Annotated in this window: 11 protein-coding genes; 7 read left to right on the top strand and 4 right to left on the bottom strand. The window is 30.6% G+C overall.

Features of this window, described 5'->3' with window-relative positions; genetic code table 11:
• Position 1 precedes the first annotated feature (1 nt).
• Complete coding sequence (locus HA141_RS03255) at positions 2-2,089, top strand: M3 family metallopeptidase (protein WP_209116853.1); 2,088 nt, start codon at positions 2-4, stop codon at positions 2,087-2,089.
• Here HA141_RS03255 and HA141_RS03250 read toward each other — a convergent pair.
• From HA141_RS03250 to HA141_RS03235, 4 genes are all read right to left on the bottom strand, one after another.
• The gene (locus tag HA141_RS03250; protein WP_209116851.1) at positions 2,082-2,675 is read right to left on the bottom strand and encodes an esterase/lipase family protein; all 594 of its coding nucleotides are present in this window, start codon (positions 2,673-2,675) and stop codon (positions 2,082-2,084) included. The genes HA141_RS03255 and HA141_RS03250 overlap by 8 nt on opposite strands.
• 5 nt (positions 2,676-2,680) lie before the next feature.
• Positions 2,681-3,043 carry a dihydroneopterin aldolase gene (gene folB / locus HA141_RS03245; protein ID WP_209116849.1) on the bottom strand — a complete coding sequence of 121 codons (363 nt, stop codon included), beginning with the start codon at positions 3,041-3,043 and terminating at the stop codon, positions 2,681-2,683.
• Between the two features lie 11 nt (positions 3,044-3,054).
• Positions 3,055-4,365, bottom strand: a complete 1,311-nt coding sequence (locus tag HA141_RS03240; protein ID WP_209116847.1) for a glutamate-5-semialdehyde dehydrogenase — start codon at positions 4,363-4,365, stop codon at positions 3,055-3,057.
• 70 nt (positions 4,366-4,435) lie between these two features.
• Positions 4,436-8,347: a translocation/assembly module TamB domain-containing protein gene (locus tag HA141_RS03235; RefSeq protein WP_373921801.1), complete on the bottom strand. Its 3,912-nt coding sequence runs from the start codon at positions 8,345-8,347 to the stop codon at positions 4,436-4,438.
• A gap of 121 nt (positions 8,348-8,468) precedes the next feature.
• Between HA141_RS03235 and HA141_RS03230 the strand changes: the two genes are divergently transcribed.
• The 6 genes from HA141_RS03230 to hemE all read left to right on the top strand — a co-directional run bounded on the left by HA141_RS03230 (position 8,469) and on the right by hemE (position 14,722).
• Complete coding sequence (locus HA141_RS03230) at positions 8,469-8,912, top strand: DUF2518 family protein (protein WP_209116845.1); 444 nt, start codon at positions 8,469-8,471, stop codon at positions 8,910-8,912.
• Positions 8,913-8,923: 11 nt separating this feature from the next.
• Positions 8,924-9,331 carry a DUF4332 domain-containing protein gene (locus tag HA141_RS03225; protein ID WP_209116843.1) on the top strand — a complete coding sequence of 136 codons (408 nt, stop codon included), beginning with the start codon at positions 8,924-8,926 and terminating at the stop codon, positions 9,329-9,331.
• 52 nt (positions 9,332-9,383) lie between these two features.
• The gene (locus tag HA141_RS03220; protein WP_209116841.1) at positions 9,384-9,650 is read left to right on the top strand and encodes a hypothetical protein; all 267 of its coding nucleotides are present in this window, start codon (positions 9,384-9,386) and stop codon (positions 9,648-9,650) included.
• A 7-nt stretch (positions 9,651-9,657) separates the two neighbouring features.
• On the top strand, positions 9,658-11,232 hold the full coding sequence (locus tag HA141_RS03215) for a CocE/NonD family hydrolase (RefSeq protein WP_209116839.1): 1,575 nt from the start codon (positions 9,658-9,660) through the stop codon (positions 11,230-11,232).
• A 59-nt stretch (positions 11,233-11,291) separates the two neighbouring features.
• Positions 11,292-13,556 (top strand): 1,4-alpha-glucan branching protein GlgB, encoded by a 2,265-nt coding sequence (gene glgB / locus HA141_RS03210; RefSeq protein WP_209116837.1) that lies wholly within the window; start codon positions 11,292-11,294, stop codon positions 13,554-13,556.
• Positions 13,557-13,681: 125 nt separating this feature from the next.
• Entirely contained in the window at positions 13,682-14,722 is a 1,041-nt protein-coding gene (gene hemE, locus HA141_RS03205; RefSeq protein ID WP_209116835.1) for a uroporphyrinogen decarboxylase, read from the top strand.
• The last annotated feature ends 7 nt before the right edge of the window (positions 14,723-14,729 follow it).

The raw sequence follows: 14,729 nt of genomic DNA, 5'->3' as shown, positions 1-14,729 counted from the left end.
AATGGATACCTCAATTTTTAAATATGGAGAATTACCAGAATTTAAAAAATTTACTTCAGAAAATATCAATAATCAATTTCCAGTTGTATTAGAAAAAATTCGTAAAGATTTCAATACCATAGAGAATAATTTATCTAGTTTTTTAACTCAAAATGATTTAAATTGGGATAAAGTTATAAATCCATTAATAGAAGTAAATGAAGTTCTTAGATGGAGTTGGGGAGTTATAGGTCATCTAAATTCAGTAAATGATTCTGAAAGTCTTAGAAAAATTTATTCAAAATTTTTACCTGAGATAATAAGTTTGGGAGATATGTTTGGACAAAGTAAAATAATTTATGATTCCCTAGTAAAACTAAAAAACACAAACAAATTTGATAATGTCAGAAACAGAATTTTAGATAAAGAAATTCTTGAAATGGAACACCGAGGAATTTCTTTAAAAAAGAATGATCAGAAAGAATTTAATATTATTTCAAAAAAGCTAGGAAAATTAACAACTGATTTCAGCAATAATGTTAATGATTCAACGAAATCTTGGTCTTTAATTTTAAAAGATAAATCTCAAGTAGATGGTCTTCCAGAAAGGGTGCTTGAGTCAATGGCGGAATCCGCTCATAAGTTCCTCAACAAAGATGGGCAATTTGATTCTAAAAACGGTCCTTGGAAATTGGCTTTAGATTCTCCAACTTACATAGCTTTTATGACATACGCCACTAACCGTAATCTTAGAGAAAAACTTTACAAGGCCTCCGTTGGAAGAGCTTCTAAAGGAGAAAAAGATAACTCTCAAATCATTGAAGAGATTTTGTCTCTTAGGACTAAACAAGCTAATATCCTTGGCTATGAAAGTTGGGCAGAAAAGAGTCTTTCAACAAAAATGGCTAAGGAAATAAAAAATGTAGAAAAATTACTAGAGGAGTTGAGAATACCAGCTTTAAAAAAGGCCAAATTAGAACTAGATATTCTTGAAAAGTTTGCAAAATCTAATGGTTTACCAGAATCCGAGCAAATTGAGCCATGGGATGTAAGCTACTGGTCTGAACTACTAAGAAAGGAAAAGTTTAATTTGGATCAAGAGTCATTGAGGCCTTGGTTCCCATTAAATGATGTTCTGAAAGGTTTATTTAAACTGAGCGAAAAGTTATTTGAAATCAAAGTCGTCGAAGCAACTAATCAAGCTCCAAAATGGAATGATGACGTCTTGTTTTTTAATATCCTTGATAAAGAAGAAAAAAAAATAGCATCTTTTTACCTTGACCCATATTCACGGCCAGAGTCTAAAAAGCCTGGAGCATGGATGAACGAATGCCTGAATAAAAATAATGTAGGCAAGCATACCCTCCCTGTAGCTTATCTTGTTTGCAATCAAACTCCACCATCAAAAAATAAACCAAGTTTAATGAGTTTTGAGGAAGTTCAAACACTTTTCCATGAATTTGGTCACGGTCTTCAGCACATGCTTACTACTGTAAATCTTCCTCAAGCAGCTGGTATCAACAATGTTGAATGGGATGCAGTCGAACTACCAAGTCAATTTATGGAAAACTGGTGTTTCCATAAAAATACACTTTTAAATATTGCTAAACATTACCAAACAGGAGAGAAATTATCCAACGAAAACTTTGAGAAACTCCTTAAGAATAGAACTTTTAATTGTGGTATGGCCACACTTAGACAACTTCATTTTGCGATTACAGACCTAAGATTACACAGTAATATTGATAAAAATAAAGGTAAAACTGCAGATGAAATAAGAAGAGAAATTGCAAAGCAAACTACTGTTATTGAACCAATTCAAGAAGATCAATTTCTTTGTTGTTTCAGTCATATATTTGCCGGCGGATATTCTGCAGGATATTACTCATATAAATGGGCTGAGGTTCTAAGTGCTGATGCATTTTCAATGTTCGAAGAAGCTGATCTAGAAAACTCTGAAGATTTAAAGTTAATAGGAAAGAAATTCAAAGATACAATACTTAGCCTGGGTGGAAGCTTACCTCCATTAGATATATTTAAACTATTCAGGGGAAGAGAGCCGCAAACAGATTCCTTAATAAGACACTTGGGTCTATCTGGAACTACATAATTATTTCATCGATTATTTTATCAACCACAGATTTATTTCTTACAAGATTTCTATGTTTATATACTTTTACTGATATTTTTTTTCCAAAATTTAAGTTTGTCCACCATCCTGGGAAAACCATTAGATCCCAATAAGTAAAAAAATTTATACACTCGATTTCATCAAGAAAAAAATCATTATCTGCAAGTTCTCTCAAAAATTTACTATTAATTTTCATTTCTGATATTCCTTTAAAAGGGTATTTAGGTATTAATTGAGCCATCAAAGTTCCTTTGTGAGGAGAACCTATAGTAATTAATCTTCTTGTTCTCTTATATCCATTAAATTTTTGAAGCCAGTACCTACCAATTATTCCTCCCATAGAAAATCCCAAAATATCTATTTCTTTTTCTAAACCATATTTCTCTAAAATTAATTCGTTTAATTTATTAGTCAAATCCAGAATTGAAGTCATTCCATATGAATGCTTAAGAGTTGGGGCGAAATATTCAATGCCAATATCATCAAGTTTTTTGATAATAGAAGAAAAAATACTTGAAGTATTCCAAAGACCATGAATCAATATAATAGGATTTCTTTTTTCCAAAACTTTTACTTTTTTTCAAGAATTCTTACGATTGAAACCTTCCCATCAAAACCAGTAATTGGAGGATTACATTTTGTCAAAATGATTTTGATTTTGGACAACTTAAATTCCTCATCAATAATTTCTAAAATTTCATTTGAGTATTTTTCGATTGTGAAACAATATATTTTCTTTGATTGACTTTTTAAAATTTCAACTAATTTTGAATAGTCAACTGTTTTTGTAACATCATCATTTGAAGTACATTTTTCAAAATCAGTCCATAACAATATATCCAAACTAAAAAGTTGTCCTAATCTTCTTTCTTCTTCAAGAACACCAACTCTAGCCCAAAGTTTGATATTCTCTATGTGTAAAAATGTTTCCATCTTCAAAAAATCTAAAGATCCTTATGAGTAAAGACAGCCTTTCCAGATGAAAAATCATCAACTATATTTCCATCCCCTTTAAGGAAATACTTATATGTAACCAAACCCTCTAGGCCTACAGGTCCTCTTGGGGGCAGAGTTTGAGTAGATATCCCAACTTCAGCTCCGAATCCATATCTAAATCCATCTGCAAATCTTGTTGAGCAATTATGAAAAACACCCGCACTATCAACTACATTCATAAATTTATTAGCCGTACTTAAATTTTCAGTAATTATTCCATCTGTATGTTTTGAACTATATTTCTGAATATGTGTAATGGCTTCATCAAGATTGTCAACAATTTTTATTGATAAAATTAAATCTAAATATTCAGTTTTCCAATCTTCTAAACTAGCCTCATACTGTATACCTAATTCTACAGATTTTTTATCTCCGACTAATTTAACGTTATTTGAATCAAATAAAGGTATAGCCTTTTCAAGAAATGCTGGTGCAATATCTTTATGCAATAATAAAGTTTCTATAGCATTACACGCCGCAGGATATTGAATTTTACTGTCCAGTGCCACAGACAAAGCCATCTCAAGATTTACCTCATTATCTACAAACAAATGACAAATTCCATCAGCATGGCCTAGCACTGGAATTCTTGTATTGTCTTGAATAAATTTAACTAATTCATTACTTCCTCTAGGAATTATTAAATTAATATACTTATCAAGATTTAACATGGACATACTATCTTTCCTACTTGTAAGTAAACATATTGCATTTTCATCAAGGCCTGATTCGTGTAATCCATCTTTTAATGCTTTGACTATTGCAGTATTTGTTGAACTAGCTTCACTTCCACCCTTTAAAATAACTCCATTGCCAGATCTTATTGCTAGAGAACTAATCTGCATAACAGCATCAGGTCTTGATTCAAAAATAATCCCGAGGACACCTATAGGTACAGTCTTTCTCTCTATGATCAGTCCTTTGGAAAGTTCTCTTTTAATTTGAACTTGATCCACAGGATCAGCCAAATCCCCAACTTTTCTTACTCCTTCAATTCCTGAATTTAATTTTTCTTTTGATAACTTCAATCTAGAGAGCAAAGCGTTAGAAATACCTTTCTTTTCTGCTTTTATATAGTCTTCATTATTAGCATCTAAAATTTGTTTAGTATTTTTTTCTAGATAATCAGCCATAAAATTTAAGGCTTTAATTCTATTATTATTTTCAGCTTGACTAATTTTTATTGAAGCCAGACGAACTTGATGAGCTTTTTCTAAAAGATCTTTTCCTGGTTGAGGAACTTCAAAAATATCTTCCATATTTATTTATTTATTTTATTAATAAATAATAGGTCAGAAAAACTATTTTAAAAGCGATTATGTTTGTGAATTAATATCTATAGAATAATTGTAATTGACTCTTCCAATCTCCATTAGAATCAGAAGAACCTAATAATTCTAAATCTAAGTTTTTGTCAATTATTTTATTGTTTGGATCGACTTGTAAGGTAATTATGCCCGTAGGAGGCAAATCATCTCTACCGGGAATAGATTGTACAGAGAAATTTATAGAATCAGTAATATCAAAACCTATTTCTGCAACCCATTCTTGAGAGGATATGCCTTTATTAGAAGTTGACTCATTAACATTATTTAAATCTACATTTTCATCAGAAAAAATATTATTTAAAGAATTATTTTTTTCTATTAAGGCTGGATACAAAGAAAACTGAAATTTTTCACTAAAAGCATCCGCATTATTAATCTGAGAAATAAATGCTCTATTAATCAAATTTGCTGAATTACCTCCAATCAAACCAATAATTTGTGATCTAGTGTAATTAGGGGTACTTCTTAATTGGATTTTTTTATTTTCATCCTCGAAAGACAACTGATCTAAAAATCCTTCATAAGAGGCCTCAATTCTAATTAACCTCGTATTGCCAATCCCAAATGAACCAATTCCACCTGTATTATCTACACCTAAATCACCAGAAATATTTGTATCTTGATTATTTTGATTTATAGGTATTATTGAATCTGGGACTCTACTTACAAGAGAAAGATTTATTAATGGAACTACCCCACTTCTTGATGCGAACAAAATAAAATTTTCCTTGTTTTTATCGAGTTTAAAGGGGGTGGTATATAAATTAGCTGTACCTTTCTTTAAATAAATCCATCCTCTTGCATTTAGATCATCTCCAACACCTCCCTTGATTTCTAAATCTAATTTTGTCTCTAGATGAGCTTTAAAAATATTTGAGTATTGAACTATAAATTCTGGACCTAGTTTTAATTTAAGATTTTTAAAACTCAAGTTATCTAAATAATTTGGCAAAGTTTCCCCTAGAAGAACTGAATTCAGAATTGATTCATTTGAAATTATTTCAATATTTTTATTCTTATTCCAATAGAGTTCTGGCCAATCCTTTTTATCATTTTTTTGTTTAATATTATCTACCTTATTATTTTGATTGGCAATATTAAAATTGATGAATCCATTATTAAGAGATAGATTACCTCCCAAAACAGGTTTTTCAAATGATCCATTTAAGTCTATTTCTGAGTCTATTAAAAAATCCAAATTATCCGTCTTTAAATTAAATTTATTTGTTATCAAATTAATCCCTAACTTCCCTAAATCATTTTTACTATAAAAGGGTAAAGAACCTTTTATAAAAATATTTCCTGAATTTTCGGTTTTTGCTTTTAAAGTTTTAATCTCTAAATTATCAAAATCAAAAATTATCGAACTATTAATATCTTTTATTTTATTTTTATAAAGATCAATTTCAGAATCTTTTATTACTACAAAACCATTTAATATAGGTTTATTTCTAGTACCTTTTATTATCATTCTAAGATTTACATCACCTTTCTCAAAAGTAAAGTAGTCTTCTGCCAAAATATCTATTAATTCAATAATTTTTCCATTTCCTATTAATCTAAGGCCTAATTTATCAGTTTTATTTATTGGTATTAAGCCATTTATAATAGTAGGTATTTCAGATTCATTTAATAACAAGGCAAAATCAACAACAAAATTAGAACTGCTGTATTGAATTTTTCCTTTATCAAAAACTAATTTATTATTTTTTATTGATGTATTATTGGAAGAAATTTCACTAGAAAAAGATTTTGTATCAAGATTATAAGATAAATCCAAATCCATATTTCCCTGAAAGTCTTTTGGCTGATTTAAAAAGATATTTGCAACACTTAAAGGCATTTTTTTAATCCTTAAAGAACCTTCACCTTTTAGTATTCCTCCTTCCAAATCTACAGAGAATTCGTCTTTATTTTTTTTGTAATCATCTCTAGAGGTATTAAGGTAGCCATTTAATTTTGCATTTATTTTGTAGTTTTGTGGTCTATCTCCTTTAATATTTATTTTCCCATTATATCTACTTCTAAATTTACTAAAGTATTTTTTCAAGTTAAATTTGTCTCCTAACGCATTATTCTCGGCGATAAAATTATTTATAAAATCGATCCTCTCTTTAAATGAAATATCATCTTTATTTATTTCCAAATCATCCAAGATATTAGATTTTTTTGTTGGAATAACTTGTTTATTTTCAAAATTAAAAATATCAATGGCAGTTAGGATCGTCCAACTAGTACTTATATTATAAAAGTCTAAATTAATTAAATTATTATTTTTTGAGTCATATTCAACCTCAATAATTCCCCCGTCGACTGGATATAATGAGGAGTTAACATAAAAAGAATTATCTTTAAAGCTAAAATCAAATAATGAATTTGCCAACTTTATATTTCTATATTTACCCGAACTCCAAGCCAACCGCCCATCAAGGATAGATTGGTCTAAAGATATTGATCCCTGTCCATTAATAATTCCTTTAATTCTATCGAATTGATTATTAGTTAAAGATAATTCAAGCTCATCAAGAGGAAAATTATCAGCTCTCCAAATATAATTACTATTCTCTTTAACTATTTCTATACTCCCTTTATTAGAGTTAAAAACTCTACTGAAAGCTACATTATCTAATTTTAGATTAGAATCAAATTTAATAGAAAGAAATGAAGGTATTGGAGAATATCTATTCTTCATATTTAATTGGTATTTATTATTATTATTTTTAATATTCCCTTCCCATATTTCTCTAATACGAATACCTTTATAATTAGGATAATCAACATTAAAGTTTATAGAAATATTGGGATCATTAATTTTTCCTTTTAATTCTCCATTAGCAGTAACAAAACCACTTATATTATTTTTTCTGAAAATATTTAAGTTAGATAGTTGAGTTCTATTTATATCAAAGGTTGAATCTATATTTCCAAAATTAATTCCTCTCTTATCAAACCAGTAAGGAATATTACCTGATAATTTAATATCTGGATTAAGACTATTAATATATCCAATGCTGCCTTGAAGCTCAATTTTATTAGAGGTTTCGTTTAATGGAATATTAATATTAAAATTGGATAATAAAGTTCCATAATTTAAGTTTCCTGAGCTTCCTATTAAATTATTATCTTTACAAAAAAACCTAGTTGAATTTGAATTTATATTCTCCGATAAAGCTTCCGAATTTATTTCTAATTGATTTAAAGAAAATCTTCCTTCGCAAAATGTTCTCTTTGGTGATTTGATAAATTTAAAGTTAGATTTAAATTTTCCACTCTTAAGACTAATTTTTCTGCTACCAATATTATATTGTGTGTTCTTAAGATCTAATCCCCTTGAAAATAACTCAAGCCTTAAAAAGTCATTATTTAATTTCGTATTAAATTTAAATTTTAAAAAACCTTTTCCGTCAAATTTAGAACTTATATTTGCAATGATTTTTCTATCAATGGAATTGAATATAAAATTACCTTTTACCTTTGTTTTTAATCCTAAATTTTTAAGCCTTAAATTAGAATAATTATTTAAGTTTAAATTCAATTCATAATTTGATTTTAATTTTTTTGTGCTTCGAGATTTTTTATATGATTCATCACTTTTAAAAAAATCTCTATCTATATTTATTTCAGTTTTGGAAGGTGTTATTTTTACAACCCATTTTTGCTTTAAAAAAGATCTTAAAGGCATAATCCCTACATACACATTTTTAGCTTTAATTAAAGAATCTCGATTTTTTTCATCAGTAATTTTTGAATTCCCCAAAGAAAAACCTAGAAATCTTATCCCGGAATAGTCACCTAAAGAAACCTTTTTATTTAAAAAATTCTCAACTCTATCTTCGAGTTCCGATTTCCTAGAATTATAGTTATCTCTTAAAAGATTATTTAATAAAAAGGTGCCTAAAAATCCTGAGGACACAATAATACCTACTAATAGAATTTTTGCATTTAGATTTAGAGATCTAATTTTTTTCAAGTTAGAACCCAAAAATAGAGTAGGCTTACAAAATATAAGAAATTAATTAGGTCAAAGCCAGTAAATGTCTTTTTTTGAACTATTAGAGAACACTCCCAAAATTTTTGGATTCTTGGGCATATTCCTATTTATTTGCGCTATAGCAGCTTTTATATTAAATTTTGGTTTTAAATTTCGAATAATAGGAGCAACAATCTTCTCATTATTACTTTCTTTAAGCAGTTGGGCATTTATACAAAGTTACACTGAAAATGTAGTAATAGAAGGTGCAAAATATGTTCCAATTGTTTATGACAACGGTTTCGATTTGATTATTGCTAAAGCAGATGATGACTTCCAGGAGGAGTATATTGAACCAACTCTAAAGCAACTTTCAGAAAATCTTAAGAAAGGTAGCAGGTCGGGTGCAAACGTAAAAATAAAGATAAGAAAACTTGAAAAAATTTCAGATGGGATAAGTAAGCCTGTGGTAATAGGAGAAATTCAGAAAAATGTCACAATGAATTAGTCTCCGAAAAAATGGGAAGCAAAACCTTTTTAGATTATTTTCCTACTAACTTTAGACATGAAAAATCCTTTTTTCTTAAAAACAATCTAGTTGACCTTGAAAAATTAAGTAATCTATCAGAATTTGACCTAAATGAGATTCAAAAGAAATCTCCACTATGTACATTAAATAATTTAAAGAAAATAAGAGCTATTGCCATTTTTAAAAAAGAAGTTGAAATTTCACCACCAGAAGCAAATCTTCTTTTACATTGCGGTATTGGATCTATTAAATCATTATCACTATCTACGCCGTACGAGTTAGAAGCCAAAATAGGTAGATTAGAAAGAAGTCTTAGAGTAAAAACTGAGTCGGAGATAACTTTTGCTCTCTTAAAACAATGGATTAAAAGAGCTAAGCAAGTCTATAAATCTTATTGAAATCTTGGTTAAAAAAAATTTTTATTGTAGAATTAAAAAAAATTAATTAATAATGAAATTTTTCTTATTCTTTTTATTTTTATTTCCCTTCTCTTCATATCCTGTTTTTAGTCAATCAAACTTATTAGAAAGTGTAAAAAAGAATCCCGGCGAAGCTAAAAATATATGTAATAAGTTTAGAGAGCTGAATTCAAAAGGTGTTTCCGCGAGTGAAAACGAAGCTATAGACTATGTATCAAAACGAAATAAGCTAACTCCTGTTAACGCAGAAATCTTTTCTATTTACGTCATTGGACTGCACTGTCCAGATATTATTTGAAGCTTAAATGTTTGGTTCAAGGTGGTTTGATAAGTCTCTAATACTTAGAGATGGAGTCAAACTTAGCTCACGTATTTGGCTGCCTAATGGTAATGGGCCATGGCCTACATTATTAATGAGACAACCTTATGGTAAGGAAATAGCTTCAACAATTACATATTCTCACCCCGAATGGTGGGCTTCCAAAGGTTATATGGTAATAATTCAAGATGTTAGAGGAATGGGGGCTTCTGAAGGAGTTTTTAATGGTTTCAAACAAGAAGCCAGTGATACTTCAGAAACACATGAATGGGTAAGGTCTCTAAAAGAATGCAATGGAAAACTTGGCTTATATGGTTTTTCATATCAAGGATTTACTCAACTAACTGGTGAATTAAATTCAAAGCCGCCCGATTGTTTATCTCCAGCAATGACTGGGATGAATATTAAGGATCATTGGTGCTCAGATGGAGGAGCATATTGGTGGCATAACAATATTGCATGGGGACTTCAACTCGCAGCACTAAAAATGAAAAGAGAAAATAAATTGTTTGAGTGGGAAAAGATAAGATTATCTTTAGAAAATAAAAGTTATTTAAGGGAAGGAATTGATATTTTAAAAAAATATGATCCTAATAATTTTGTTTTGCTATGGCTTAAAAATTTTAGGAATGATTGCTCCTTTGAAGAATATGAGCCAATTTCAAAATGGATTAAACAACCTATGTTAATTATTGGAGGTCTTTGGGATCCACATCTAAAAGGTGCTTTTGATCTTTATAAAAAATCTAAAAAAGCTGGTGGAAGTCCTGATATTATCATTGGGAATGCGACACATCTAAATTGGTGGGAAGGATCACAAGACTCTTTATTAAAATTTTTTGATAAACATTTAAAAACAGATAAAATTTTTTATTCTCAGGACACTAAAAATGAAAAGAAAATATGGAATATTTCACTAAAAAAGTGGGACGAATTAGATAATAAATTTCACCCTGAATTTATTTTTGGACTCAAGAGTGATGGCATAGCAAATGTAGATGTTGAAGATGGAAGTCTAATCATAAATTCAAAGGGATCAGGATGGTTCACAATTGTTAATGACCCATGGAGACCTACGCCATCTGACGGTGGTCATTTGGGTCCAAATCCTGGAAAGTTTAATAGAAATATTATTGATAAACGACTTGATGTAGGTGTTTTTCAAACCAATTCTTTTGAAGAGGAGCAATATTTTAAAGGAGTTCCCACATTAGAAATTACTGTAAAAAGTGATCAGCCCAATTTCGATATTTGCCTTGCTTTGTCTCTAGTTGAAAAACGAGATGAGAAAGTGAATCAATTTTCAACAGGATTCTTAAGGGTTAAAAACTCCAAAATAAATTGTGAATGCACTTATCAAATAACAATGCAGCCAACAAATATTTGTTTGGTTAAGGGCAGCAAGCTTCGCTTATCTATTTCTGCAGCAGCTTATCCAGCAATTGGAGTAAATCCTGGATTTGGGGAGGACAATTTTGGAGCTCCTTCGGCAAATCATAGAATTATTACTCTAAGTTTTAGCCTTAATAAAACATTTATGAAAATGAACTCTTTTTTTTAATAAATAATTATTTTTTTGGTTAATCATTTGATATCATTAATCCTTAATATCTACCAGTCATGATCGAGACAATTCAAGCAGACTGGATTAAATCAGAAGCTATCAACCTAGAAAATTGTTGCAATGATAATCCATTAAAAATATTAGGTCCTCATTTTTATGAAGATCAATGGGTAATAAGGGTATGGATGCCTGAAGCGGACGAAGTTAAAATAAATTTTAAAAATAAAACCTATAAGGCGGAAAGAATAAACCATAAATGGCTTTTTGAAGCAATCCTGCCTGAAAATCCAAACTTTAATTATGAAATAAATATTTCGCGAGGAGGGATCAAGCATACACAACATGACCCCTGGTCATACAAAGAAGAGTGGATGGGAGAAGTTGATAGGCATCTTTTTGCAGAAGGTAACCATCATCATATTTGGGAAAAAATGGGAGCACATCTCATTGAAAAAAAGAATCAAAAAGGAGTGATGTTATGCATATGGGCTCCAAATGCAAAATCAATCTCAATAATTGGAGATATAAATTCTTGGGATGGAAGACATCATCCAATGCAAAAAAGATTAGGGGGAATTTGGGAACTATTCATGCCCACAATGAAAGAGGGAGACACATATAAATATGAAATAAGAACACAACAAGGTCATATTTATGAGAAAGCTGATCCATACGGTTTTCTTCATGAAATTAGACCTCAAAATGGATCAATAGTTTCAAAATTGAAAAACTTTAATTGGAATGATAGTTCTTGGATTACGAATAGAGACTCCTCTAGTCAAATTAACAAGCCAATTTCAGTTTATGAGATGCATTTAGGAAGTTGGCTCCATGAATCAACAGATAATAAATATCTTGAAGACAATGGGAATCCTAGAGAGCCTGTTCCTGCTGCAGATTTAAAACCTGGAACAAGATTATTAACTTATCCTGAATTAACCGAAAAACTCATTCCTTATGTAAAGCAGAGAGGATTTACTCATATTGAATTAATGCCAATATCTGAACATCCTTTCGATGGTTCTTGGGGATACCAGGTTACAGGCTGGTATGCACCAACAAGTAGATTTGGTACTCCAAATGAATTTAGAGCGTTTGTCAATAAGTGTCATGAAGAGGGCATAGGCGTAATTCTTGATTGGGTACCTGGTCATTTCCCAAAAGATAAGCATGGTTTAGCATTTTTTGATGGTTGTCATCTTTATGAGCATGGAGATTCACGCATAGGCGAACACAAAGAATGGGGAACCCTAATATTTAATTACAGCAGAAACGAAGTAAGAAATTTTTTAGTTGCCAACCTCGTTTATTGGTGTGAAGAATTTCATATTGATGGCATAAGAGTAGATGCTGTAGCTTCAATGCTTTATAGAGATTATCTACGCCCAGATGGAGAATGGATACCAAATGAAAATGGTGGGAATGAAAATATAGAAGCCGTTAAATTTCTTCAACAGGCTAATCATGTACTTTTCCAACATTTCCCAGGTGTACTTTCTATCGCTGAAGAATCAACAACTTGGCCAATGGTAACCAAACCAACTGACATGGGAGGGTTAGGATTTAATTTGAAATGGAATATGGGATGGATGCACGATATGCTCGATTATTTTGAGATAGATCCTTGGTTTAGGCAATTCCATCAAAATAGCGTAACTTTCTCCATAACATATAACTACACAGAGAACTTTATGCTTGCTCTTAGTCATGATGAGGTTGTCCATGGGAAAAGTCATCTTTTGCATAAAATGCCTGGCGATGACTGGAAGAAATATGCAAATACTCGAGCTTTACTAACTTATATGTGGACCCACCCTGGTAAAAAAACGATATTTATGGGAATGGAATTTGGACAAAGGCAAGAATGGAATGTTTGGGATGATCTTCAATGGGAGTTACTAGAATTTGAACCTCATAAAGGTATCAGAAACTTGATTGATGACCTAAACGTACTTTATAAAAATGAACCAGCGTTATGGAAAAACGACTTTGATCCTTACGGATTCCAATGGATTGATTGTAATGACAAATCTAATTCAGTAATAAGTTTTATGAGAAGAGAAAACGATACCAATGAGTGGCTTGTTATAGTTGCCAACTTCACACCTAATACTCATGGGTCATATAAAGTAGGCGTTCCTGTAGAAGGATTTTATAAGGAGATATTTAATTCAGACGGATCGAGATATGGAGGCAGTAATAAAGGAAATATGGGAGGTAAAGAAACTATAAATTACAATATTCATGATTATCAAAATGCTCTAGAACTTGCTTTGCCCCCATTAAGCGTGAGTATCTTCAAACATCAATCAAAAAAATAAGAAGGCTCATTTAACTTAGTGCTTCATATAAATGTTCATATAACGCTTTTGCTCTGCTTTGCATTGTAGGATTTTTAAGTTGGAATTTTAAAATTTTTTTTTTAAAAAACATATTGAATTGAAAAATGGGTGAAAATTTACCACTACTACTTTCTGCCGCACTAGGTAAAAAAGTGAATAGGCCTCCAGTTTGGATGATGAGGCAAGCAGGAAGATATATGAAAATCTATAGAGATTTAAGGGAGCGTTATCCAAGTTTCAGAGAGAGGTCTGAAAATCCAGAACTATCATATGAGATTTCAATGCAGCCCTTTCATGCTTTCAAACCCGATGGTGTGATCCTTTTTTCAGATATTCTCACACCACTTCCAGGGATGGGTATAAATTTTGAAATAATAGAAAGTAAAGGTCCAATAATTGAGGACCCAATAAGAACTTTTAACCAGATAGAAAATTTAAAAGAATTAAATCCAAGTGAGAGTTTAAGTTTTGTTGGACAAGTTCTTTCTTCACTAAAAAAAGATGTAAATAATGAGGCAACAGTTTTAGGTTTTGTTGGTGCACCTTGGACTCTCGCTGCATATGTAGTTGAAGGTAAAAGCAGTAAAAATTATTCTTTAATAAAATCAATGGCTTTTAAAGAACCAGATTTACTACATAAACTTCTTGATCATTTTGCAAAATCTATTGGTGAATATCTTAAATATCAAATAAAATCTGGAGCGCAAGTAGTACAAATTTTTGATTCATGGGCAGGCCAACTAAGTCCGCAAGATTACGATATCTTTGCTGGGCCGTATCAAAAAAAAGTTGTTGACATTGTAAAAGCGGAATACCCTGAAACACCAGTTATTCTTTATATTTCAGGAAGTGCTGGTGTCATAGAAAGAATGGCAAAAACTGGAGTAGATATAATCTCATTAGACTGGACAGTAGATATTGAAGAGGCTTGTAGAAGAATCCCTAGTGGAATAGGAATTCAAGGTAATGTTGATCCTGGCATTTTATTCGGAAACAAAGAATCAATAAAAGAAAGGATAGATAATACTTTCAATAAAATTAAAGACAGGAAATATATTCTTAATTTGGGTCATGGGATTTTACCTGGGACTCCAGAAGAAAATGCTCAAACATTTTTTGAACATGGGAAAAAACTCGCTTACTAGTCAAAGT

The sequence above is a fragment of the Prochlorococcus marinus XMU1402 genome (genome assembly GCF_017696205.1).
In the GTDB taxonomy this organism is placed as follows: Bacteria; Cyanobacteriota; Cyanobacteriia; order PCC-6307; family Cyanobiaceae; genus Prochlorococcus_A; species Prochlorococcus_A marinus_AC.
The sequence above is the reverse complement of the archived record's forward strand: the minus strand, read 5'-3'. Positions and strand labels throughout refer to the sequence as shown.

What these genes read in the sequence shown, in the direction of transcription:
- HA141_RS03255 (WP_209116853.1), top strand. Translation starts at nt 2, where the DNA reads ATGGATACCTCAATTTTTAAATATGGAGAATTACCAGAATTTAAAAAA.
- folB (WP_209116849.1), bottom strand. Translation starts at nt 3,043, where the DNA reads ATGGAAACATTTTTACACATAGAGAATATCAAACTTTGGGCTAGAGTT.
- HA141_RS03240 (WP_209116847.1), bottom strand. Translation starts at nt 4,365, where the DNA reads ATGGAAGATATTTTTGAAGTTCCTCAACCAGGAAAAGATCTTTTAGAA.
- HA141_RS03230 (WP_209116845.1), top strand. Translation starts at nt 8,469, where the DNA reads ATGTCTTTTTTTGAACTATTAGAGAACACTCCCAAAATTTTTGGATTC.
- HA141_RS03225 (WP_209116843.1), top strand. Translation starts at nt 8,924, where the DNA reads ATGGGAAGCAAAACCTTTTTAGATTATTTTCCTACTAACTTTAGACAT.
- HA141_RS03220 (WP_209116841.1), top strand. Translation starts at nt 9,384, where the DNA reads ATGAAATTTTTCTTATTCTTTTTATTTTTATTTCCCTTCTCTTCATAT.
- HA141_RS03215 (WP_209116839.1), top strand. Translation starts at nt 9,658, where the DNA reads ATGTTTGGTTCAAGGTGGTTTGATAAGTCTCTAATACTTAGAGATGGA.
- glgB (WP_209116837.1), top strand. Translation starts at nt 11,292, where the DNA reads ATGATCGAGACAATTCAAGCAGACTGGATTAAATCAGAAGCTATCAAC.
- hemE (WP_209116835.1), top strand. Translation starts at nt 13,682, where the DNA reads ATGGGTGAAAATTTACCACTACTACTTTCTGCCGCACTAGGTAAAAAA.